A 20483-nucleotide genomic window follows, 5' to 3' on the forward strand; every position below is an offset into this window, starting at 1 on the left:
CCTTGTAGAGCCAACCGGAGAAGACGCGGCTCCAACCACCGCCCGGTTGTGACACGTCGAGTTGCACAAACGCGCCCGTAAGTTTGTCAAAAGACCACGGCGGCGTCGTTTCGCACGCCCGAAGTCGCACGATTGCATCCCGAATTCGAATGGATTGACCGGGTTTGAGCGTGATGTCCCGCGCGATGCCGTTTCGCTTGTTCAGAAACCCGAGCACCGCGACCCGCTCGTTCATCGGGGTCATGCCCGCGGGCAGTGCTTCCCGGATCGGCACGGCCGTTGCCGCGGGCTGCTGGTCATTGCCCGGCTCTCCGGAAGGTTGCTGGCCTTGTCGGCAGCCGGCGAGCGCCAGGACCAGACAGGCGGTCAGGACGGGCGTGCGCACCTATTCGGGAGTCCAGGCCTGGTAGTCGCCGGTCGCCGCCGCGCGCTTGCCGCCGCGGGACAGGGAACCGGCGGGACGGTAGGCGTCATCGGTCCCGGTCAAGTTTTCCTTGCCGTCCTTTTCAAAGGGGCGCCGCGGAGGGAGCGACTTCGAGGGCACGTCTTCGATCTGTCCGCGAAGCCAGCTCGACCAGCCCGGAGGCGTGCGGCTGGCGTCGTTGCTGCCGCTGTAGATCACCCAGCGGCGGCCAGGATCCTTGCGGTGGCGGTAGTAGATGTTGCCGTTCTCGTCACGGCCGACTTCCTCGCCATGCCGGCGAGTCCACAGCGCAGTTCCAATGGTTGCGCCGTTCCACCAGGTGAAGATCGATCCCAAGAGTCCCATGGCCGGCAGCCTCTGGCGCGTAACGCCCGTCAGCGCAAGGCAGGTCCGCCCTGCCAGGTCACCCGGTCACCGGCCTGAATCCCCAGTTCGGCGGTGCGGCCGCCGGCCAGTTCCAGGACCGCGGCCACGGGTTCGAGGCTGAGGACGGGCTCAAGGCTCAAGGGAACGGTGTTCGATTCGATGCGAGCGATCGTGCCGTCTTCCCGGATGAAGATCATGTCGAGCGGAATGAGCGTGTTCTTCATCCAGAAGCTCGCCTCCTTGGGAGCCGGGAACGGGAAGATCATTCCCCGGTCCGCCGCCAGGCTTTCCCGGTTCATCAGGCCCTGAGCCTGCTCCGCATCGCTGCGCGCGACCTCCACCACAAAGCGGTGCTCCCGGCCGGCGCTGGTGCGGATGGTGAGCGGGACCTGCTCGAGGCCGGCGACGCTCTGCTCGACGGGGGTGTCGCTCGCCTGCGGCTGGCACGCGGCCGCGCCGAGGGTAAGGGGAAGAACGAGAGCGGCCGCGGCTATTCGGGCAAGCGAAGGTCGACGGCGGTCAGCCCCTTCTTGCCCTTCGCGATCCGCGCTTCGAGCGTCTGACCCGGCTGCAGGTCCCCCGCCGCCGCCCGGCGAACCGTTTCCATGTGGAGGAAGATATCGTTCTCGGGCTGGCCAGGCCGATTGACGAAACCATAGCCCTTGACGCGATTGAACCACTTCACCTCCACCGGCTCGAACGCCCCGGCTTCGTCGATCAGCGCCTGGCGGTCCGCCCGGTCCGCCGGACTCGCAGTGGTCGGCGGGCGAACAACGGTGGCAGTGCTCAGGTCGATCGACAGCACACGGGTCGCCTGAAGCCCGCGGTTCTGCCGCACGACCTCGCATTCCACAAGGGCGCCCTCAGGCAGGCTGCGGCGCTTGTGTTCCTTCAGCACACTGAAATGAAGAAGGATGTCGCCCTCGCAACCATCGCTGATCACGAAGCCGAAGCCGCGCGTGGCATCGAACCATTTCACCTGGCCGGAGACGTGCACAGGATCCGGCCCAGGAACCTCCATGGAAGGCTCGGGACGCGCGATGTCTGTCATGGACGCCACTTCCGGTTGCACAATGCTACCCATAACACGGCAGCTCCCGAGTTACAAAACGTTAAGGCGACGTTATGACCGTGCTTCCAGCAATTCTTCGGAGGTAATGGTCTCCCCTGGTTCGGCACTGACGATCGCCCGGGCGAGGGCAAAATCATGGCCGGCCCGGATCATGGCTGCCAGGGACTTCTCTCGCATCCGAGGGTCCGCTGGCGATACGGCAAAGGGACCAATGCGCTTGCGGCGAGCGAAGCGGAGGGCGGCATCCGCGGCCTGTTCCCTGGCAAGATTTCGGGCTGAAGCTCCGTCCTCTTCGTCGACTCCCGCGACACGCAGGGCCTGCCGCACCCTTGCCTGACCATAGCCCCGAGCGGAGAGTGAACCGGCCTTGGCGAGCGCATAAGCTTCGTCATTGACGTAGCCGAGCTCCGCAATGCGCGAGACCAAGCCCTCGATGTCGGGCTCGTCTGTGCCCTCCCAGCCCCGCTCCCGGAGCTTTCGCTGCAGGTAGGACAGGAGCTTCGCGCGGGTGGTCGCAAAGCGCGACACATAGCGCAGCGCAAGCTCGCTCAAGCTCGTGTGGCCAAGCGGCCTGAGTGGTCGCTTGCGCCCACCGCTGCGCCGATTCTCGCCGTTTCCGTCCTTATCCACGCCTTGATTGTGCCACAGTGTCCCGGGAGAGAGAACCGGCGTCCCTGTTTGGGTCGCCCAGCTTGAGTGCAATTCAGTTTTCAGGAAAGATCGGCGTGCTCGACCGTCAGACCCTCAGCTCAGCCGGCCTCGCTCCTGCGGGCGCGACCCCCACCCTTGATACGCTGCCGCGGCGGATCGCGGATTTCGAGACGCTCGGGCAGGCGCTGGACTATGCCGCGCAAGGATCGCGGGGCATGAACTTTCACGATGCGCGTGGGTCGCTGGCCCGTGCCTATCCCTATTCCGAACTGCGCGAGGATGCGCTGGCCGCCGCCCGCCGGTTCATGGCGCTGGGCCTGAAGAAGTCGGATCGACTGGCGCTGATCGCGGAGACCGGGCCCGAGTTTGCCGCCTGTTTCTTCGGCGCGATCTACGCCGGCCTGTGGCCTGTTCCCCTGCCCCTGCCGACCAGCTTCGGCGGGCGCGAAGCGTACGTCGAGCAGCTGAAGGTGATGCTGCAGAGCAGCGATCCGGCGCTCTTCCTCTATCCGGCCGAGCTTGAGGGCTTCTGCGCCGAGGCCGCTCGCCAGCAGGGCGTCGCCGGTCGCGTCTGGGAAAGCCTGGCGGCAATCGAGCCGAGCACGGGCGACCTGCCGGCCGCGGACCCACAGGAGATCGCCTATCTCCAGTACAGCAGCGGCTCGACCCGTTTTCCCCATGGTGTGGCAGTCACGCACCATGCGCTGCTCGACAATCTTCACGCCCATGGCACGGGCCTGCAGGTCGAGGAGCGCGACCGCTGCGTGTCGTGGCTGCCGTGGTACCATGACATGGGCCTGGTCGGGTGCATGCTGTCGCCGCTCGCGAACCAGATCAGCGTCGATTATCTTAAGACGGAGGATTTCGCGCGCCGTCCGCTAGCGTGGCTGGACATGATCAGCCGCAATCCCGGCAACACCGTCTCTTATTCGCCGACCTTCGGCTACGATATCTGCGCCCGCCGCATGTCGAGCCAGCTGAAGTCGTCCGAGCGGTTCGACTTGTCGCGCTGGCGGGTGGCGGGCAATGGCGCCGACATGATCCGGCCCGACGTCATGCAGGCGTTCGTGGATGCGTTCGCCGACGCCGGCTTCAAGGCGCAGGCCTTTTGCCCCAGCTACGGACTGGCCGAGGCCACCCTTGCCGTTAGCCTGATGCCGCCGGGCGAAGGCATCCGGATCGAATTGGTAGAGGAAAGCGAGCTCTCGGGCGTGGGCACCCCGGCCCAGGAACGTCCGCGCCGCTACCGTGCCATCGTCAATTGCGGCAAGGCCGTGAAGGGCATGGAGATCGAGATCCGGGACGCGGACGGCTCGCCCCTGCCCGATCGGGCGATCGGCAAGGTCTGGGTTCGCGGCGCCAGCGTGATGGTCGGCTATTTCCGTGACCAGGAGGCCACCGACGCGTGCATGCAGGGCGGTTGGCTGGACACCGGCGACATGGGGTATCTGTCGGGCGGCTACATCTTCATCGTCGGCCGCGCCAAGGACATGATCATCATCAACGGCCGGAACCACTGGCCGCAGGATATCGAGTGGGCGGTCGAGCAGCTGCCCGGCTTCAAGTCCGGCGACATCGCGGCGTTCGCGATCACCGGCCCAACGGGCGAGGAGCAGCCGGCCGTCCTGGTGCACTGCCGGGTGTCGGACCCCGAGGAGCGGGGCAAGCTGCGCGACGATATCAAGGAGCGGGTGCGGGCTATCACCGGCATCTCGCCCGTCGTCGAGCTGATCCCGCCGCGCACCCTGCCCCGCACCAGTTCGGGCAAGCTCAGCCGGACCAAGGCGCGCAACCTCTATCTCTCCGGCGAGATCCAGCCGTACGATATTGCCGCGTAACAGCCTTGCGCGGAGTGGGCGTCGGGGTTAACTCGCGCCCGGCCCTCAAGGGGGCCAAGCCAGGCCTAGGGGTATAGCTCAGTTGGTAGAGCATCGGTCTCCAAAACCGAGGGTCGTGGGTTCGAGTCCCTCTGCCCCTGCCAGGCCGAAGCGAGGCGAGTAGCGAAGCTCGGAGCCGGTCGGCGAAGCCGACGCGGAGCAGCCGGCCCGGCTCGCGGAGCGAGCTTCGACGTCATGGAATTCACTTCCGTGACGGCTGCTTGAAGCTTCCGGGGTTCCGCGCTACATCGCGCCAGTCCGAGGTCCGGCGGGAAGCCCCCGCGGACCTCGTTTTTCTATCTCTCGCGAGGAAGCACGAACGTGGCGAAAGTCTCTCCCGGTGAATTCATCCGGCAGGTGCGCGTCGAAGCCAGCAAGGTCGTTTGGCCCACCGGCAAGGAGACGTGGGTCACGGCTGTGATGGTGTTCATCATGACGGCGCTGCTTGCCTTGTTCTTCTTCACGGTCGATTCCGCCTTCTCGGCGATCGTTCAGTTCCTCCTCGGCCTGCTCGGCTGATCCAAGACACGAAGGCTGCCATGTCCCGCTGGTACATCATCCACGCTTATTCCGGGTTCGAGAACAAGGTGAAGGACTCGATCCAGTCCGAGGCGAAGCGCCTTGGCCTGGAGCGCCTCGTCGAGGCGATCGAGGTTCCGACCGAGACCATCACCGAGGTGAAGCGCGGCAAGCGGGTCGAGAGCGAGCGCAAGTTCATGCCGGGCTACGTCCTGGCGAAGCTGGAGATGAGCGACCAGGTCTATCACCTCGTCAAGAACACGCCCAAGGTGACGGGCTTCCTAGGGCCGAACGGCAAGCCGCAGGCGATCCCGGACGCGCAGGCCGCGCGGATGCTCAGCACCAAGGAAGAGGCGGCCGCCAACGCACCGAAGCAGAAGGTCAGCGTCGATTACGAGATCGGCGATGCGGTGAAGGTGCTCGACGGCCCCTTCGCGACCTTCAACGGGGTGGTCGAGGAGCTCGATTTCGACCGCGGACGGGTCAAGGTCGGGGTGTCGATCTTCGGCCGTGCGACCCCCGTCGAGCTCGAGTTCGAGCAGGTCGAGCTGGTCAAGTAAGCTGTTCTGATCTGGATCAACAAAGGGTCGTCCGCTCGGGCGGCCCTTTTCCGTTCGGTCCGCCTCGCCTAGCAGCAAGGGATGGTCGACGTCCCCACCCTCACCTTTCACGGCGCTGCGCAGACCGTCACGGGATCCTGCTATGAGCTGCGGATCGGCAGCAGCCGCATCCTGATCGACTGCGGGCTGTTCCAGGGGCCCCGCTCGCTCGAAGCGCTGAACCGGGAGCCGCTCGGGTTCGACCCGCGGGCGGCGGATGCGCTGATCCTGACCCACGCGCATATCGATCATAGCGGCCTCTTGCCGCGCCTGGCGGCAGAAGGGTTCCGTGGGCCGATCATCTGCACGCGCGCGACGGCAGACCTGCTCGGCCACATGCTTCCGGATGCCGGCCGCATCCAGGAATATGAAGCGGAGCGCCGAAACCGGCGACCGGACCGGCGCGACGAGGAGCCGATCGAGCCGCTCTACACCGAGGCAGATGCGCTGCGCGCATGCGAGCTGATCGAGGTGGTGGACCTCAAGCACTGGTTCGAGCCGGCAACCGGCATCCGCGCGCGGCTGTGGAACGCGGGGCATATCCTCGGCTCAGCGTCGGCCGAGATCGAGGCGGGCGGGTCGCGGCTGCTCTTTTCCGGCGACCTGGGGCCGGACAACAAGGCTTTCCATGCCGATCCGGATGCGCCGCGCGGCTTGGATCACCTGCTGTGCGAGAGCACCTACGGGGACCGCGAGCGGGAGGACGTACCGATCGACCAGCGGCGAGGGCTGCTGAAGGCGGAGATTGAACGAGCTCTGGCCAAGGGCGGCAACCTCGTGATCCCGACGTTCGCGCTGGAACGCACGCAGGAGCTGCTGCTCGACATTGCGACGCTCATCAACCGCGGCGAGGTCGCCCGCCCGCAGGTGTTCATCGATTCACCGCTGGCGAGCCGGATCACCCACGTCTTCGCGAGCCACGCGCGGGAGCTGGAGGACCTTGGGGGGACGGATGTGTTCCGCCATCCCGCCTTCCACTTCGTGGAGACGGTGGAGCAATCTATCCGGCTGAATGCCATGTCGGGCGCGATCATCATGGCGGCGTCCGGCATGTGCGAGGCGGGGCGCATCCGTCATCACCTCGTCAACAACCTGCCGCGGCGGGATTCTTCGGTGCTGTTCGTCGGCTTCCAGGCCGCGGGGACACTTGGGCGGCAGATCCTGGACGGTGCCTCCCGCGTCCGCATTTCCGGACGGGAAGTGGCGGTCCGGGCGGAGGTGCGGCGAATCGACAGCTATTCCGCCCACGCGGACCGCAGCGAGTTGCTGCGCTGGATCGCGGGACGGCAGCCGATCGCCGGGAGCGTGTTCCTGACCCACGGGGAAGAGCCCGCGATGCGATCGCTCGAGAAGTCTCTGACGAAGGGCCGCCCGGCGACCAGCGTCATCCTGCCGGAGATCGGGGAACTGTGGGAGCTGCCTCCCGGCTCGGCCGCGCGACGGCTTGCCACCGGCCGCACGGACCTGAGAGAGATGCTGAGCCGGGACTGGCAGAACGACTATGCGGATTTCAGCGTGCAGTTGAAGCGCAAGCTCCGGAACATCGAGGATGCCGGCAGGCGGCGCGAAGCCTTGGCCCGGATGCGCGCCATGCTCGACGAATATGAGCGGATGCGGAAGGTCTAGTCGACCAGCCGGATGAGGCGCCGCTCGAGCGGAGCGAGGACGGGTTGCAGGTCGTGGCCGCGCTTGAGAACGGCGCCATGTTCGCCGATCAGGGCCCAGACGCCCTGCTTCGCCCGCAGCGAAGGACGCTTTTCGATGCGGACGTCGGGGCGCTCGGCCGCGCGCCGGAAAGCGGCGAAGCTGGCGAGATCGCGATCGAAATGCATCGCATAGTCACGCCAGTGCCCCGCCGCGACCATTCGGCCATAGAGATCGAGGATCCTTTGCAGTTCCAGTCTGTCGAAGGTGGCAACGGCTCGGCCGTTGGGGTTGCCCGGAAAGGGCGCAATCACGCTCACGAAACTTTGCTCTCCGGCGCCTCCTGGCGCATGGCTCTGAGGACCTGGACCTCGCTGCGGAGGGCGTCGATCTGCGCCTCCAACTCGGCAAGGCGGACGCGGGCGGGATCACAATCTTCCCCGCATGGCGTGCCGTAGGGCACGAAGCCGGGGCTGTAATGGACCACGTCCATCGGCACGGGCTTGGCCGGGATGCCGACGACCGTGGTGCTGGGCAGCACGTCCTTGGTAACCACGGCATTCGCGCCGACGCGAGCGCCCTCGCCGACCTCGATCGGTCCCAGCACCTGTGCACCCGAGCCGATCACGACACCTGAGCGCAACGTGGGATGCCGCTTGCCGCCGACTCCGGTCGACGGGTTGGTCCCGCCCAGCGTCACGTTCTGGTAGATGGTGACATCATCGTGGATCTCGGCGGTTTCGCCGATGACGGTGAAGCCGTGGTCGATGAAGAACCCTTTGCCGATCCTGGCACCCGGATGGATATCGATCGCGGTCAGGAAGCGCGCAAGATGGTTCACGAAGCGGGCGAGGAAGTACAGCTTCCCCCCGTAGAGCCAGTGCGCGACGCGGTGGAAGGCAAGCGCCCACACGCCCGGGTACAGCAGCACTTCCCAGCGGCTTCGCGCAGCCGGGTCGCGGGCCTTCACGCTATCCAGATAGTTGAACAGGGCGAGCGCCAACTCTCGAAGTCCTTCGCGACAAACCGCAGGCAATGTAATTCGCCATAACCGCAATTGCCAGCATGTCGCCGAAGGAGTGCTTGGCGAACGTGCCGGCTTGGGGCACAAGCCCCTCCGTTTTGCATCCTGCGGAAAGGGTCCGCCCATCTTTGCCGAGATCATGGCCGACCCGGCCGTTCTGCTTCCCTTCATCCTGATCGGGTTCGCGGCGCAGCTGGTCGATGGCGCGCTGGGCATGGCTTATGGCGTGATCAGCTCGACCCTGCTGGTCAGCATGGGAGTGCCCCCGGCGGCGGCTTCAGCCGGCGTGCACACGGTGGAGAGCTTCACCACGGGCGTGAGCGCGATCAGCCACGTGGCGCACCGCAACGTCAACTGGAGGCTGTTCGCGCGCATCGTCATCCCGGGCGTGATCGGCGGGATCGCCGGAGCCTATGTCATCAGCAACATCCACGCGGAGAAGGCGCGTCCGTTCGTGCTGGGCTACCTTCTGGCAGTCGGCATCTATCTCCTGTGGCGCGGCGCGACCCACCGCCATGTCGAACGCGAGCCCAAGATCGTCGAGCCGCTCGGCCTGGCCGGCGGGTTCCTGGATGCGGCGGGGGGCGGCGGATGGGGGCCGATCGTAACGTCCAACCTGATGGTCCAGGGCACGACGCCGCGCATGACCATCGGGACCGTCAACACCGCCGAATTCTTCCTGACCATCACCATCTCGGCGACCTTTCTCGCGACGATCGGCTGGGAAGCCTTCACGGTGGCGATCCTCGGCCTGCTCATCGGGGGGATCATCGCGGCACCCATGGGTGCAATCATCGCCAAGCGGGTCGAAGCGGACAAGCTGCTCGTCCTGGTCGGGATCGTGCTGACGGCGACCAGCGGCTACGGGTTGTACCGGTTCCTGCTGTCGTGAGCGGACCGTTCGTCGTCGCCAGTCGGCAGGCCAGCGTGGAACCGGTTGACCCCTTGGCGTTTTGCCGCTGGCATGAGGGCGATGAAACAGCGTAGCGCATTGTCAGAGAGCCAGCTCCATCTGGAGCAAGCGGGCGAAGGATATTTTCAGCATCTGCGGTTTGCGGTGCTTGTCGGGCTGATGCTGATCGGCGCGGGACTGGCCTGCGTGGTCCATGCGTTGGTGCCCGCCCTGTGCACCACCACGGCGAGCCGCATGGTAGATCGGCTGACCCGGCTGTTCGGTGACCGGTCCCAAGTGCAACAGGCAGCGCGCGAGTCCTCGGGTGCCCTGACCCTCGTGCTCCTGGTTGCGCTCGCAACGCCGGTGGTTGCGGCCATGTCGCTGTTGAGCATGCATGCTGCCTTCGCCGCGCCGATCGTTTGTCTGACTTTGGGGGTTCCGATCGCCTATCTGTGGACCAACCCCGGATTGGACCCGGTGGAATAGCCCCGTCGGTGGCAATTCGGAGCGTCTGCGCCTAAGTCGGCGCGATGCATTTCCTCGACCAGGCCAAGATCTACATACGCTCCGGCGCGGGCGGCCCGGGAGCCGTCAGCTTCCGGCGTGAGAAGTTCATCGAGTATGGCGGGCCGGACGGCGGTGAAGGCGGCAAGGGCGGCGATATCATCTTCGAGGCCGTTCCGGGCCTGAATACGCTGATCGACTTCCGCTACACGCAGCATTTCCGGGCTCCACGCGGAAAGGGTGGCTCCGGAAGCAATCGAACCGGCGCGGGTGGCGAGGACCTAGTGATCAAGGTGCCAGTGGGCACGCAGATCCTGGCGGACGACGAGGACCGCACCCTCCTGGCGGACCTGACCGAGGAAGGCCAGCGGCTTGTCTTCCTGAAAGGCGGCGACGGTGGCCGGGGGAACGCCAGCTACAAGACGTCCACCAACCGTGCTCCGCGCCAGCATGGCACGGGTTGGCCGGGTGAGGAGCTGTGGGTCTGGCTGCGGCTGAAACTGCTTGCCGACGTGGGCCTGATCGGGCTTCCGAACGCCGGCAAGTCGACCCTGCTGAACCGCACGACCAACGCCGTGGCGAAGGTGGGCGCCTATCCGTTCACGACACTGCGGCCGCAACTGGGCGTGGTCCAGCACAAGGGACGGGAGTTCGTGCTGGCCGATATTCCGGGTTTGATCGAGGGCGCGGCGGAAGGCGCCGGGATCGGCGACCGCTTTCTGGGCCATGTCGAACGAACCAAGGTCCTACTGCATCTTGTCGATGCGGCGGGCGAGGACCCGGTCGAGGCGTATCAAGTGGTCCGCGGGGAGCTCGAAGCCTATGGCGCGGGCCTCGAGGACAAGCCGGAGGTAGTGGCACTCAGCCGCGCGGACCTGGTGGACGAGGAACAGCTTGCCGAGGTCCGGACTGCCCTGTCCGAGGTGTGCGGGAGCGAACCCTGGGTGATCTCGGCTGCCACCGGCGACGGTGTCGAGGCGCTGCTCGATGCCCTGATCGATCGGCTGGGCGCTCCGCAGGAGAAGATCGAGGAAGCGTCAACGGAAGCGGACTGGTCTCCTTTATGAGGCTGGCGGTGACGGGGGGCACCGGCTTCGTAGGCGCTCGCCTGCTGGAGTTGGCAGTGGCGGCGGGGCACCAGGTGAACGCCCTCACCCGTCGTCCCCGGAAGGACCGCGAAGGAATCCGCTGGATTGACGGATCGCTGGAGGACCGCGGCGCCCTCACTCGGCTGGTCGACGACGCCGATGCAGTCATCCATGTGGCAGGCGTGATCACCGCGCGCGATCCCGCCGCTTTCGAGACTGGAAATGTCGCGGGAACCCTGGCGGTGCTCGCCGCGGCCACCGCGGCCGGCCTTCGCCGGTTCGTGCATGTTTCCTCGCTCGCTGCCCGTGAACCTGCTCTGTCGCATTACGGCGGCTCAAAGGCCCGCTCCGAAGAGCTGGTCATGCGCTCGGGCCTGGACTGGATCGTCGTCCGCCCGCCGGCGGTCTACGGGCCGGGCGACCGCGAGACGCTGGAGCTGTTCAAGGCGGCGGCCATGGGGGTGGTCCCGCTTCCTCCCGCGGGCCGGTTGTCGTTGATCCACGTCGACGACCTCGCCCGGCTCCTCCTGGCGCTCGCCGACCCATCAGCGCCCAGTCAGCGGGTGCTGGAACCCGACGACGGGCGGCCCGGCGGGTATACCCACAAGGAATTCGCCAGCGCCCTGGCCGACGCGCAGGATCGCCGCGCCATCAGCTTCCATGTGCCCGCTCCGCTGATCCGGGCCGGTGCCCGTATCGACGGCCTGCTGCGACGATCCAAGTCCAAGCTGACCGCCGACCGTGCCGCCTATTTCTGCCACCCGGACTGGGTCGTGTCTCCGGACAAGCGCCCGCCCGCCGAGCTGTGGCAGCCGCGGATCGACGCCGACGCAGGGCTGCGCGCCACCGCGGAATGGTATTGCAAGCACGGCTGGCTTTGAGCCGTTCGGGGACGGCGCACGCCCGGGCCTTTTCCTCCGACGGCCGTTATGCTCCAAGTCGGACTGCCGAGAGGCTGAAGGGGGGCAGAGCGTTTTGCGCATCAGTGCGGTAGTTCCGACGTTGAACGATGCCCATCGGCTTGAGCCATGTCTGTCCGCCCTGTCGGAGGCTGATGAGATCATCGTTGCGGATGGCGGGTCCACCGACGCGACCGTGAGCCTGGCCAGCGCAGCGGGTGCCACCATGGTTCGTGGATCGCCCGGGCTGGCGGCACAGCTGGCGCGGGGGGCAGAGGCTTCGCGCTATGGTGGCCTGCTGTTCGTGCCGCCGGGTACGGTGCTGGACTCACTGGCGGTCTGGCGTGCCAGGAAGCACCTCAATCGCTCGTTGCGGCCGGGCTGCTTCTGGCTCTGCATCGAGGATGACGCACGACGGGCGCGCCTGGTGGAGAAGGCTGTCGACCTGCGCACCCGACTACTGCAGCTTCCCTCGCTCTCGCAGGGACTGGCCGTTCGCAAGGATCGCTACATGGCGGCAGGTGGCTACCGCCCGCTGCCGGTGATGAGCCACGAAGACCTGCTGCACCGGCTACCGGCCGTCGTTCAGCTACCTGACGAGGCGTTCGTGTCCGGCGAAGGGATCCGCCGCGATGGTTGGGTGCGCCGTTCGAGCCGCACCCTGGTGCGCTTGGGCTTGTGGCACGCCGGGGTGGCGCCGGACCGGATTGCGGCCCTGACCGCAGGTCGGCAAGCTCAGGAGATGGGCCAACCGTCGGCCGTGCAGGCTGCTGAGTAGCCGATCAGAGCGCGCTCAGCGGTTCTTGAAGCCCGCCATCAGCCCCATGACGAAGCTGGCGATCAGCGCAAGCTGCACCTTCCCCTCGGGATCGCTCCACCCGAAGTAGCGCTGGCCGAACCCGAACAGGGCGACGAACATGGCAATCGCGAGAAGGCCCATGGCCTGCTCCTTTCCGCTCCGATGATCGCACAGCCAAGGTAAACAGGCGGTAAAGCTTGCCCGAGCGGCCCGCTGGCGGCATAGCGCCCACGTTGGCCCCCACTCACGAGATCGTCGAGGAGCACCATGAAGGCGCGCGTGTTCGTCACCTTGAAAGCCGGCGTGCTGGACCCGCAGGGGAAAGCCATTCACCACGCTCTGGAAGGTCTCGGGTTCGACGGAGTCCGCGACGTTCGCGCCGGCAAGCTCATCGAGCTTGAGTTGGCGGATGGTACGACGGACTCGGCGGTCGAGGAGATGTGCCGCAAGCTGCTGGCCAACACGGTGATCGAGAATTTTCGTATCGAGCGGGTGGCCTGACCATGAACAGCGCGGTCATCGTTTTTCCTGGTTCCAACTGCGACCGTGATCTGGCGGTGGCGCTCGAGACCGTTATCGGGCGCAAGCCGCACATGGTCTGGCATCGCGAGACCGAGCTGCCCGCCGGCGTGGACTTCATCGGCATTCCGGGTGGCTTCTCCTATGGGGATTATCTGCGCAGCGGAGCGATGGCGGCGCGTTCGCCGATCATGCGCGCCGTGGCAAACGCGGCGGGGCGCGGCGTTCCGGTGCTGGGCATCTGCAACGGCTTTCAGGTGCTGACGGAGGCTGGGTTGCTGCCCGGCGCACTGATGCGGAACAGCGGGCTGACTTTTGTCTGCCGTCCGGTCCACCTTAAGGTGGAGAACACGCAGACCTTGTTCACCAGCCAGTATCGCGCCGGCGAGGAGATCACGATTCCCGTCGCGCATCATGACGGGAACTACCAGGCGGATTCGGATACGCTCGCTCGGCTGGAGGGCGAAGGACGGGTGGCCTTCCGCTACTCGGGCGAGGTCAATGGTTCGGCCCACTCCATCGCGGGGATCATCAACGATGCGGGCAATGTGCTCGGCATGATGCCGCACCCCGAGCGGGCGGTCGAGGCCGCGCACGGCAACACGGACGGACGACGGCTGTTCGAAGGGCTGCTGGAGACGGTCGCCGCCTAGCGCTTGCGCCGCGTTACCGGCACCTCCCTGCAGCCAGCAACCGCGGGCGGGGCATTGCAGAGCAGGAAGCGATCACGCCCCGGCGTTTCCATCACCACCATCCGCCGGTCGAGCGTCATCGGATCGGTCAGGATGATGATGGTCGCGGCAGCGGCGGGCGAATGACCCACCACCATGCACGCGAGCGCGAGAAGAGCCCGTGTCGACCAACCCATGACATTCCCCTGTCTGGTGAAGCAAGGCTCACCCTCCCCGCTTGAACGGACGATGAACACTTGAGCGGCCGGGTCAAGCCGCCTAGCGAGATCAAGACGCGCCCGTAGCTCAGTTGGATAGAGCACATGCCTTCTAAGCTTGTGGTCGCAGGTTCGAATCCTGCCGGGCGCGCCATTCCCGTTCAATGTTGGGTACTGGCCCATCAGGCGCATCAGCAGTCCTCCCCACGGCATGCTCCAACGCCTTGGTCGACCCCGAGATTCTGATCTGGTCATCACCAACCTCGACGCGACTGACAATGGCACGGGTGTAATACTGACGAAGGGAAGGGTCGTCGCCCCGGAGCGTTTCGCGCATCATCTCACCGAAGCGTTCGATTAGCTGGGTAGTGATGCGGCGCTCAGAGTTGGCCAGCTGTCTCTCAAGCAGCACCACATCCGTTTTCACCTGGGCGATCTGCTCCACAAGTTCGCCGTGCTTGCGTGAGAACAACGGGTCGGACGCTTTGAATTTGCCGCCGGGCATCAATGACGTCAGACGCGTGATCCAGCCAGCCGGAGAGCAGATCGCGCAGCCGCTCTGGCGTGAGCAGCTTCGGCTCCAGTGCATCGAGCACGATGTTGTCGAGCTTGGAGCGGCCGATCCGCCGCCCCTTGCATACGCTGAGACCGGCCCGGGCGCGGTCTGAGCAGGCGTAATACTGATACTGCCCGCTCTTGCCGAAGAACACAGCAGACGCCCGTTGCAACGGTCGTCCGTGCAGATACCCGAGCCGTCGTTCTTGACCGGCTCCAGCCGTTCCGCCCTTGGGAAGCTACCATTCTAAACGGACATGACCCGCTTTTTTAGGGGGGCGGCAACTGCGGCCTGCCAAGATCGTTCGCCTTCCAAGAGATGACAGACTGCTTACAGGACGGCTCATGCGCGCGATGAATTATCGCGGACCATACCGGATCCGCGTGGACGAAAAACCCATGCCGCGCATCGAGCATCCGCGCGACGCCGTCGTGAAGGTTACGAGAAGCTGCATCTGCGGCTCCGACCTGCACCTCTATCACGGCATGGTGCCCGACACCCGGGTGGGGCAAACCTTCGGCCACGAATTCTGCGGGATCGTTGAAGAGGTCGGGCCCGAGGTCGAGAATTTGAAGGCAGGCGACCATGTCCTGGTGCCCTTCAACATCGCCTGCGGCCAATGTCACTTCTGCAAGCAGGGCCTGTTCGGCAACTGCCACGAGTCCAATCCGCAGGCGACGGCAGTGGGCGGCATCTTCGGCTATTCGCATACGGCAGGCGGCTATGACGGGGGCCAGGCGGAATATGCCCGAGTGCCCTACGCTGACTTCGGACCGACCATCATCCCGGATTGGATGGATCCTGATGATGCCGTGCTCCTGACGGACGTGGTGCCTACCGGTTATCAGGCCGCGGAGATGGCCGGCATCCAGAAGGGCGACACCGTGGTCGTCTTCGGCGCCGGCCCGGTCGGTATGCTTGCAGCCCGAAGTGCCTGGCTGTTCGGTGCCGGGCGAGTAATCGTCATCGACCATATCGACTATCGGCTGGAGTTCGTCCGCGATTTCGCGCCGGCCGAGGTCTACAACTTCAAGGAGCTGGATGACGTGGTCGTCTTCATGAAGAAGACCACGGACGGACTTGGCGCCGACGTCTGCATCGATGCAGTTGGCGCGGAGGCTACGGGCAGCATGCTCCAGACGATTCTTGGCAAGCGACTGAAGCTGGAGTCAGGCTCGGCCATCGCGCTCCACTGGGCAATCAACTCGGTCAAGAAGGGCGGCGTGGTGTCGATCGTAGGAGTCTATGGTCCGACCGGAAACATGGTCCCGATCGGCAATGTCGTGAACAAGGGCCTGACCATCCGCGCCAATCAGGCGAGTGTGAAGCGGCTGCTGCCGAGGCTGATCGAGCATGTCCGTGTCGGCAATCTCAACCCCAAGGCAATCATCAGCCATCGCGTGCCGCTCGACGACATCGCGGACGCGTATCACATCTTCTCGGACAAGCTGGACGAGTGCATCAAGCCGGTCCTGCTGCCGTCGGCTGCATGAGGAGCATGGCCGTGAGTGAAACCAGAGTGGCCATGCGGACCAGCAATCCGGCGAAAACGGTCGATCACGCGATGATCGTCGGATGGGGTGTGGATGCCAACCCGCAGAACGATCCCACCTACCCTTATCGGGACCGGTCGGAGGATGACCATAGCGGCGAGTGGCAGCGTCCCACACAGCAAGAGCCCGACATCGAGCTACTGAAGTCTGTCGAGCACAAGTGGCTGCCGGCGGTCTTCGGCACGGCAAGTCCACCATCAGGGCTCAGCGGATCGATGCGGCGCCTGGCTTTCAGGTGGAGCGAGTCCAACTGGGCTCACTGGCTGCTGCTGATCGGTGCGGACCGCGTGAACATGATCGAGGGAGTGATCGAGGACCTGGCACACAGTCAGATTCCAAACATCCCGAAAGAAATGGGCGTACCGGCCGAATGGCGGCACAACAAAACTGGTCTCATAAAGAAGGTCGGCGTGACCGCCGCCATTGTCGGGACCGTGACCGCCCTCTTCCTCGCCCAGAAGAAGGCTAGGGAGCCAGAGATGAGGAACGCGTTAAACCCGTGACAAGGCCGAGGTGGAACGGCCAATCCCGTGATCGAGTCCGCACGGCTTTGTGGCTCAATCTGGCCGTTTGCGGCTAATCCGGTTCTGGCGGCTGGAACCGGAAAGCAGACCTCCATCTAGCTAAGTAGCCAATGTCGCAAGGCGACCGGTTGCGGACATCCGCCAAATCTCGGATGCTGCCAAGATGAGCGAGCACCACGGACGCTGCCATTGCGGGCGTATCCACCTGATCCTCCGAGAAGCGCCGGCGAATGCGGGTGAATGCAACTGCTCAATATGTCGGCGCATCGGTGGTCTGTGGCACCATTGCCCGCCCGGCGCTATCACCGTGCACGGCGAAGGCGTTTCATACCAGCAGGGCGATCGCGCACTGGATCTGTGGCACTGCCAAACTTGCGGTTGCACGACCCATTGGACGCCGACCGATCCATCTTACCCGCGCATGGCGGTTAATCTTAGGATGTTTGATCCCGAACTGTGGCGCGAGCTTCCCCGTCGCCTGATCGACGGCGCAAGTTACTAGCGCTTCTCTACGTCCCGTTCCTAGCCATCCAGGCCAAAGGTCTAAGCCCGACCCGATTGCGCAGATTGGAAGACGCAGCCAAACTCGCCCCGATGTCCGCTATCGATGCAGATCTGATCGCCAAGCTTCCGCTGTCCGACATTGCCAAGGTGACGTTCTACAAGCGGGACGAACTCACTACGGACCTAATCTGCGTTGACGTGCTGGTGGGTGAGCAGATGTGGACGTTTCATGAGGAACTCGACGGCTGGGAGGCTGTCACCGGTCACCTACAGCAGCTTCCGACCTTCAATGGCGGTTGGTTTGCAGCCGTGTCCCAGCCGCCCTTCAAAAACAGCGAGACGGTTGCTTTCAGCCGTCAGCAGAAGGTCCGTTTCCCACCCATTCGCTAGGTTCAGGCCGAGCTTCTGAGATCGACACGAGGCGGACTTGATCAGCTCCTTTCTGGATCTCGACCAAAGCGCCTTACGACGGCCTTGCTGAAGCCGCGGCTTTGTCGCCATTATGCGGCAAACTCGGGGAGTGGATCGATGAGGGTGGCCCAACACGCGGTACTTCTGTGCGGGTTCGCCGCAACGACACTGGGCCTCGGATACATGGCGGCAGGTGGTGCGCCTCTATCCTACCTGCTCATGAACGGCGCCGCTTTTGCAATCGGCGTCGTGATAGTGGTCATCCTTTCTCAGAGATCATGGCGAGTAAGTGCGGGTGCGGTGTGCCTGGGTCTTGCCGTCGTGCTGCTGACAAGCTTTCTGCTCGGGACCACGGTGAACGGGGCAACGCGCTGGCTTCGTTTCGGAAACATCATCATTCAACCGAGCCTCATACTCCTGCCAGTCCTGGTTCTCACCTTCGCAACTGCTCGGAACTGGACTGGAGCGATTGGCGTAACGCTGACCGCGATCGTCCTCGCGCTGCAGCCTGACCGGGCGATGAGCGGAGGGCTGGCAGCGGGAGCACTGATCTTGGCTTTCATGCGGCCGGACCCCCGCACGCTCAGCGCCGCGGCTGCCGCGCTGACCGGCTTCGCCACAGCGATGCTGCGGCCCGACACGCAAGGAGCCATGCCCTTCGTCGACGGCATTCTCCTGACGTCGTTTGATGTGCACCCGGCGGCGGGTGTGGCAGTGATCTCCGGATCGCTGATTTCGCTGATGCCGGCGGTGATCGGCCTTCGGAAAGCTCCCCCGACGGCGCTTGGCCACGCGGTATTCGGCGCGGTGTGGGCCGCGCTCGTCATTGCAGCGGCACTGGGCAACTATCCCACCCCGCTCGTCGGTTATGGCGGAAGCGCCATCCTGGGTTATCTGCTGTGTTCCATTGCGCTTCGAAGCCAAGCATCCGCCCTCAGGTTCGGCCGCGACAGCGCTGCCACTCAGGAGCGACTTGAGGAGCGTCGCGAGCATTCCATGGAACCCGTCTAACCCAAGTGTTCACCTCACAGGTCGATGCGTTCGGGGTAAGCGGCGGATCATTCACCCATTGTCCGTCTTGGGTAGGCATCGGGCCTTACCTATGTAGCTGGCGGAGCGTCCGCTTTCGGGTGTCCGCAACACCGCTCTGACCGCCCGGCATGGGCGCTAAGCGGTCGGAAAGAATGTGGGGCCGAGAACCACGATGCCGACCCCCACCAGTTGTTTCACTTCGAGACCCAGGAGCGCCAGCTTGCTTCTGCGGAAGCCAACCCTGCGTCTTCGGCGAGGTCGCGGTGAGCGCCGAGCCACCCGAAACAGGTTGCCCGCTTCATCAGCACCAGGCCATGAACGTGAACGGCGTTGTCGCCACCCGAGAGGAAGGGCGCGTGAGGACAGCTAGGACCGGCGACCAGCGGCATCCCCGGCCGGCACCCTCCTCCGCTCCGAGCTGCTAAGCCTGGAGCCGCTGCAGGAATTCGGGCGTTAAGCCGCTCTGCTTCCAGTAGTTCTCTAGACCCATGTCGTGCATCAGCGGCATGAAACGCCGGTCGCGCTGCATGGGGGCGGCCGTCGGCGTGAACAGCATGTTGGTCTTGCGTCGACGCTGGTCAGGAACCAGCGGTTGCCCCGGCCGCCAGTTCACGGCCGCGATGACTGGTCCTTCCTCCAGATAATACGCTCGTGCGAGCGAGAAAGCGGTGTCCGTCTGCTTCATCAGGTTCAGGAGCATAACAGCGTTCACCACGGCCGCGACGCTTCGTTCTACCCCGCTCATCACCTGACGTGATGCCGCCGCGATGTCGGTGGGGCTGCCGGTCCCGGCGGCGTTGATCGCGTTGCGCAAGGTCGCAACCATCGGCGGAGGCAGCGCCGGGCGCTGCACGCCATCCTCGATATGGGCCAGCGCACGGTCGAACCGCCCCGTACCGGCCAGCACCCACAGCCTCCCGAACCAGATTCCGGCATGCCTGGGCCACATCGCCAGCCCCCGGTGCGCAGCGCGATCCGCCTCCGCAATCCGGTCGAGAAACCAGTAGGCGTAGATCTCACGGGTCCGGAGGTCGGGGTCGAACGCGTCCTCGGCCGAGAACTCCAGCCGATAGCGGGCACTCTCGCGCATTCTCCCGACGGCGCCCATCAGGAACGCGCGGGAGTCCTTCACGAACAGGTGGTCAGGATGCCTAGCGAGCACGGCATCGAAGCGCCGTTCGGCCGCGAGCCAGTCGCCATAGTAAGGGATGGCAACTGCGAGCGCGGCACTTGCATCGGCATTGTCCGGGTCGAGCCGCAAGGCGGTCCGAGCGGCTTCCTCGATCCTGCTGGCCTGTGAGGTCGTGGGCGCCGTGTTGTGCTCATCGATTCGCGCTCTGGTGAGCGCGAGCAGACCCCATGCGGCGGCACTTCCGGGCACCTGCTGCACAGCCTGTTCGAGCAGCGCGACGGCGCGGCGCTGTCCTTGCGGCGTTCCGCTGCGCATGGCCGTACGGCTAGCCTCGACCAGCGGTTCGGCGGGATCAGCCGCCGGCTTGCGCGCAAGCCATATTCCGAGACCGGCCGCTGCGGCCAACCCGCCGGCGAGCACTCCTCTCCGCCCTAAGCTCCTTGGAGCTGCTGGGCCGGACGTGGCCTCGGTAGGTGCGGTTCGGATGTCTGCCTCTTCGTTGGGTTCGACCCGGGTGAGCAGGCGGTAGCCGGTCCGTGGAATGGTCTCGATTTCGAAGCTGTTCGCAGCGATGCCGGCGGCGAGGCGCCGGACACCTGCAATGGCTCGATTGAGACTGTCATCCCCCACGTAGACACCACCCCAGCACCGCTCCAGCAGCGTCTCGCGCGTGACCACCGAGCCGGCTGCGTCTGCAAGAACGATCAGTACCTGCATGACCCTGGGTTCCGCCTGCCCCCTGCCGCCTGGACCGCTGACCGTGCGGGTGGAGGGAGAGACGTGCACGAGTCCGACCGTGAAATCCGGAACGTCGGCAAGGGACGCGGCGGTAATCAGCACGCTGCTCTTCATGTCCATTGGAGTGATCGACCCTCCGTCGGCACATCGTCAGCCAACCGTCAGCCTTCCGTAATGCCGCCCGATGAGCCGATGCGTCAGGATGGCGGCACGGGAAAGCTGACCCTCTCGTCCGCCCACCCGATCACCGGCTTGTGCCGAATG

The 20483-nt window shown here is 65.3% G+C and carries 26 protein-coding genes, 2 tRNA genes and 1 pseudogene; 19 read left to right on the forward strand and 10 right to left on the reverse strand.

Going from position 1 to position 20483, the window contains the following annotated elements; genetic code table 11:
- Nucleotide 1: 1 nt before the first annotated feature.
- The 5 genes and pseudogenes from JT720_RS01430 to JT720_RS01445 form a co-directional block, all read right to left on the reverse strand.
- Nucleotides 2-244, reverse strand: a pseudogene (locus JT720_RS01430) (DUF2155 domain-containing protein); the annotation flags it as partial.
- Between the two features lie 141 nt (nt 245-385).
- A complete protein-coding gene (locus JT720_RS01435) occupies nt 386-769 on the reverse strand; it encodes an NADH:ubiquinone oxidoreductase subunit NDUFA12 (RefSeq protein ID WP_205478828.1) in 384 nt (127 codons plus the stop codon).
- A gap of 29 nt (nt 770-798) precedes the next feature.
- Nucleotides 799-1131: a DUF192 domain-containing protein gene (locus JT720_RS13705; protein WP_419555410.1), complete on the reverse strand. Its 333-nt coding sequence runs from the start codon at nt 1129-1131 to the stop codon at nt 799-801.
- A 149-nt stretch (nt 1132-1280) separates the two neighbouring features.
- On the reverse strand, nt 1281-1841 hold the full coding sequence (locus tag JT720_RS13710) for a cold shock domain-containing protein (protein ID WP_237219607.1): 561 nt from the start codon (nt 1839-1841) through the stop codon (nt 1281-1283).
- A gap of 72 nt (nt 1842-1913) precedes the next feature.
- The gene (locus tag JT720_RS01445) at nt 1914-2414 is read right to left on the reverse strand and encodes a regulatory protein RecX (protein WP_237219608.1); all 501 of its coding nucleotides are present in this window, start codon (nt 2412-2414) and stop codon (nt 1914-1916) included.
- Nucleotides 2415-2587: 173 nt separating this feature from the next.
- On the opposite strand from JT720_RS01445, the gene JT720_RS01450 reads away from it, so the two are divergent.
- From JT720_RS01450 to JT720_RS01470, 5 genes are all read left to right on the forward strand, one after another.
- On the forward strand, nt 2588-4351 hold the full coding sequence (locus JT720_RS01450; RefSeq protein ID WP_205478833.1) for a fatty acyl-AMP ligase: 1764 nt from the start codon (nt 2588-2590) through the stop codon (nt 4349-4351).
- Between the two features lie 67 nt (nt 4352-4418).
- Nucleotides 4419-4494: transfer RNA gene (locus tag JT720_RS01455), tRNA-Trp, on the forward strand.
- 217 nt (nt 4495-4711) lie between these two features.
- Nucleotides 4712-4909, forward strand: coding sequence for a preprotein translocase subunit SecE (secE, locus tag JT720_RS01460; RefSeq protein WP_205478835.1), 198 nt, complete (start codon nt 4712-4714; stop codon nt 4907-4909).
- 20 nt (nt 4910-4929) lie between these two features.
- Nucleotides 4930-5469 (forward strand): transcription termination/antitermination protein NusG, encoded by a 540-nt coding sequence (nusG, locus tag JT720_RS01465; RefSeq protein WP_205478842.1) that lies wholly within the window; start codon nt 4930-4932, stop codon nt 5467-5469.
- 81 nt (nt 5470-5550) lie between these two features.
- A complete protein-coding gene (locus JT720_RS01470; RefSeq protein WP_205478846.1) occupies nt 5551-7134 on the forward strand; it encodes an MBL fold metallo-hydrolase RNA specificity domain-containing protein in 1584 nt (527 codons plus the stop codon).
- On the opposite strand, the gene JT720_RS01475 is transcribed toward JT720_RS01470, so the two are convergent.
- Both JT720_RS01475 and cysE read right to left on the reverse strand, forming a co-directional pair.
- On the reverse strand, nt 7131-7472 hold the full coding sequence (locus tag JT720_RS01475) for a DUF2794 domain-containing protein (protein WP_205478847.1): 342 nt from the start codon (nt 7470-7472) through the stop codon (nt 7131-7133). The two genes, JT720_RS01470 and JT720_RS01475, sit on opposite strands and share 4 nt — an antisense overlap.
- Entirely contained in the window at nt 7469-8155 is a 687-nt protein-coding gene (cysE, locus tag JT720_RS01480; RefSeq protein WP_237219609.1) for a serine O-acetyltransferase, read from the reverse strand. Before cysE ends, JT720_RS01475 begins: the two co-directional genes overlap by 4 nt.
- A gap of 160 nt (nt 8156-8315) precedes the next feature.
- Here cysE and JT720_RS01485 point away from each other — a divergent pair, with 160 nt between their 5' ends.
- From JT720_RS01485 to JT720_RS01505, 5 genes are all read left to right on the forward strand, one after another.
- Nucleotides 8316-9068 carry a sulfite exporter TauE/SafE family protein gene (locus JT720_RS01485; RefSeq protein WP_205478848.1) on the forward strand — a complete coding sequence of 251 codons (753 nt, stop codon included), beginning with the start codon at nt 8316-8318 and terminating at the stop codon, nt 9066-9068.
- Between the two features lie 81 nt (nt 9069-9149).
- Nucleotides 9150-9557, forward strand: a complete 408-nt coding sequence (locus JT720_RS01490) for a DUF6356 family protein (RefSeq protein ID WP_205478850.1) — start codon at nt 9150-9152, stop codon at nt 9555-9557.
- 44 nt (nt 9558-9601) lie between these two features.
- The gene (gene obgE, locus JT720_RS01495; RefSeq protein ID WP_205478854.1) at nt 9602-10642 is read left to right on the forward strand and encodes a GTPase ObgE; all 1041 of its coding nucleotides are present in this window, start codon (nt 9602-9604) and stop codon (nt 10640-10642) included.
- Nucleotides 10639-11544: an NAD-dependent epimerase/dehydratase family protein gene (locus JT720_RS01500; RefSeq protein ID WP_205478855.1), complete on the forward strand. Its 906-nt coding sequence runs from the start codon at nt 10639-10641 to the stop codon at nt 11542-11544. The genes obgE and JT720_RS01500 overlap by 4 nt, the downstream gene beginning before the upstream one ends.
- Before the next feature lie 94 nt (nt 11545-11638).
- Complete coding sequence (locus JT720_RS01505) at nt 11639-12340, forward strand: glycosyltransferase (protein ID WP_272873151.1); 702 nt, start codon at nt 11639-11641, stop codon at nt 12338-12340.
- A gap of 15 nt (nt 12341-12355) precedes the next feature.
- On the opposite strand, the gene JT720_RS01510 is transcribed toward JT720_RS01505, so the two are convergent.
- Nucleotides 12356-12502, reverse strand: a complete 147-nt coding sequence (locus JT720_RS01510) for a hypothetical protein (protein ID WP_205478857.1) — start codon at nt 12500-12502, stop codon at nt 12356-12358.
- Nucleotides 12503-12628: 126 nt separating this feature from the next.
- Between JT720_RS01510 and purS the strand changes: the two genes are divergently transcribed.
- Nucleotides 12629-12862 carry a phosphoribosylformylglycinamidine synthase subunit PurS gene (purS, locus tag JT720_RS01515; protein ID WP_205478866.1) on the forward strand — a complete coding sequence of 78 codons (234 nt, stop codon included), beginning with the start codon at nt 12629-12631 and terminating at the stop codon, nt 12860-12862.
- Nucleotides 12863-12864: 2 nt separating this feature from the next.
- Nucleotides 12865-13533: a phosphoribosylformylglycinamidine synthase subunit PurQ gene (gene purQ, locus JT720_RS01520; RefSeq protein WP_205478868.1), complete on the forward strand. Its 669-nt coding sequence runs from the start codon at nt 12865-12867 to the stop codon at nt 13531-13533.
- On the opposite strand, the gene JT720_RS01525 is transcribed toward purQ, so the two are convergent.
- Nucleotides 13530-13748, reverse strand: coding sequence for a hypothetical protein (locus JT720_RS01525; protein ID WP_205478870.1), 219 nt, complete (start codon nt 13746-13748; stop codon nt 13530-13532). The two genes, purQ and JT720_RS01525, sit on opposite strands and share 4 nt — an antisense overlap.
- Before the next feature lie 98 nt (nt 13749-13846).
- Here JT720_RS01525 and JT720_RS01530 point away from each other — a divergent pair.
- From JT720_RS01530 to JT720_RS01555, 7 genes are all read left to right on the forward strand, one after another.
- Nucleotides 13847-13923: transfer RNA gene (locus tag JT720_RS01530), tRNA-Arg, on the forward strand.
- A 367-nt stretch (nt 13924-14290) separates the two neighbouring features.
- Entirely contained in the window at nt 14291-14437 is a 147-nt protein-coding gene (locus JT720_RS01535) for a hypothetical protein (RefSeq protein ID WP_205478872.1), read from the forward strand.
- A 232-nt stretch (nt 14438-14669) separates the two neighbouring features.
- A complete protein-coding gene (locus tag JT720_RS01540; protein WP_205478874.1) occupies nt 14670-15818 on the forward strand; it encodes a zinc-dependent alcohol dehydrogenase in 1149 nt (382 codons plus the stop codon).
- A gap of 11 nt (nt 15819-15829) precedes the next feature.
- Nucleotides 15830-16381 (forward strand): hypothetical protein, encoded by a 552-nt coding sequence (locus tag JT720_RS01545; RefSeq protein WP_205478876.1) that lies wholly within the window; start codon nt 15830-15832, stop codon nt 16379-16381.
- A gap of 184 nt (nt 16382-16565) precedes the next feature.
- Nucleotides 16566-16904 (forward strand): GFA family protein, encoded by a 339-nt coding sequence (locus tag JT720_RS14280; RefSeq protein WP_473772548.1) that lies wholly within the window; start codon nt 16566-16568, stop codon nt 16902-16904.
- A 92-nt stretch (nt 16905-16996) separates the two neighbouring features.
- Nucleotides 16997-17296 carry a hypothetical protein gene (locus tag JT720_RS01550; RefSeq protein ID WP_205478878.1) on the forward strand — a complete coding sequence of 100 codons (300 nt, stop codon included), beginning with the start codon at nt 16997-16999 and terminating at the stop codon, nt 17294-17296.
- Between the two features lie 138 nt (nt 17297-17434).
- The gene (locus tag JT720_RS01555; protein WP_205478883.1) at nt 17435-18328 is read left to right on the forward strand and encodes an FtsW/RodA/SpoVE family cell cycle protein; all 894 of its coding nucleotides are present in this window, start codon (nt 17435-17437) and stop codon (nt 18326-18328) included.
- Nucleotides 18329-18770: 442 nt separating this feature from the next.
- On the opposite strand, the gene JT720_RS01560 is transcribed toward JT720_RS01555, so the two are convergent.
- Nucleotides 18771-20339 carry a winged helix-turn-helix domain-containing protein gene (locus JT720_RS01560; protein WP_205478886.1) on the reverse strand — a complete coding sequence of 523 codons (1569 nt, stop codon included), beginning with the start codon at nt 20337-20339 and terminating at the stop codon, nt 18771-18773.
- Between the last annotated feature and the right edge of the window lie 144 nt (nt 20340-20483).

The organism is Sphingomonas arenae, from assembly GCF_016924655.1.
Classification (GTDB): Bacteria; Pseudomonadota; Alphaproteobacteria; order Sphingomonadales; family Sphingomonadaceae; genus Sphingomicrobium; species Sphingomicrobium arenae.

Coding starts and splice junctions, on each gene's coding strand:
- JT720_RS01435 (WP_205478828.1), bottom strand. CDS start 769: ATGGGACTCTTGGGATCGATCTTCACCTGGTGGAACGGCGCAACCATT.
- JT720_RS13710 (WP_237219607.1), bottom strand. CDS start 1,841: ATGACAGACATCGCGCGTCCCGAGCCTTCCATGGAGGTTCCTGGGCCG.
- nusG (WP_205478842.1), top strand. CDS start 4,930: ATGTCCCGCTGGTACATCATCCACGCTTATTCCGGGTTCGAGAACAAG.
- JT720_RS01470 (WP_205478846.1), top strand. CDS start 5,551: ATGGTCGACGTCCCCACCCTCACCTTTCACGGCGCTGCGCAGACCGTC.
- JT720_RS01485 (WP_205478848.1), top strand. CDS start 8,316: ATGGCCGACCCGGCCGTTCTGCTTCCCTTCATCCTGATCGGGTTCGCG.
- JT720_RS01490 (WP_205478850.1), top strand. CDS start 9,150: ATGAAACAGCGTAGCGCATTGTCAGAGAGCCAGCTCCATCTGGAGCAA.
- obgE (WP_205478854.1), top strand. CDS start 9,602: ATGCATTTCCTCGACCAGGCCAAGATCTACATACGCTCCGGCGCGGGC.
- JT720_RS01500 (WP_205478855.1), top strand. CDS start 10,639: ATGAGGCTGGCGGTGACGGGGGGCACCGGCTTCGTAGGCGCTCGCCTG.
- JT720_RS01510 (WP_205478857.1), bottom strand. CDS start 12,502: ATGGGCCTTCTCGCGATTGCCATGTTCGTCGCCCTGTTCGGGTTCGGC.
- purS (WP_205478866.1), top strand. CDS start 12,629: ATGAAGGCGCGCGTGTTCGTCACCTTGAAAGCCGGCGTGCTGGACCCG.
- purQ (WP_205478868.1), top strand. CDS start 12,865: ATGAACAGCGCGGTCATCGTTTTTCCTGGTTCCAACTGCGACCGTGAT.
- JT720_RS01525 (WP_205478870.1), bottom strand. CDS start 13,748: ATGGGTTGGTCGACACGGGCTCTTCTCGCGCTCGCGTGCATGGTGGTG.
- JT720_RS01540 (WP_205478874.1), top strand. CDS start 14,670: ATGCGCGCGATGAATTATCGCGGACCATACCGGATCCGCGTGGACGAA.
- JT720_RS14280 (WP_473772548.1), top strand. CDS start 16,566: ATGAGCGAGCACCACGGACGCTGCCATTGCGGGCGTATCCACCTGATC.
- JT720_RS01550 (WP_205478878.1), top strand. CDS start 16,997: ATGTCCGCTATCGATGCAGATCTGATCGCCAAGCTTCCGCTGTCCGAC.
- JT720_RS01555 (WP_205478883.1), top strand. CDS start 17,435: ATGAGGGTGGCCCAACACGCGGTACTTCTGTGCGGGTTCGCCGCAACG.
- JT720_RS01560 (WP_205478886.1), bottom strand. CDS start 20,339: ATGGACATGAAGAGCAGCGTGCTGATTACCGCCGCGTCCCTTGCCGAC.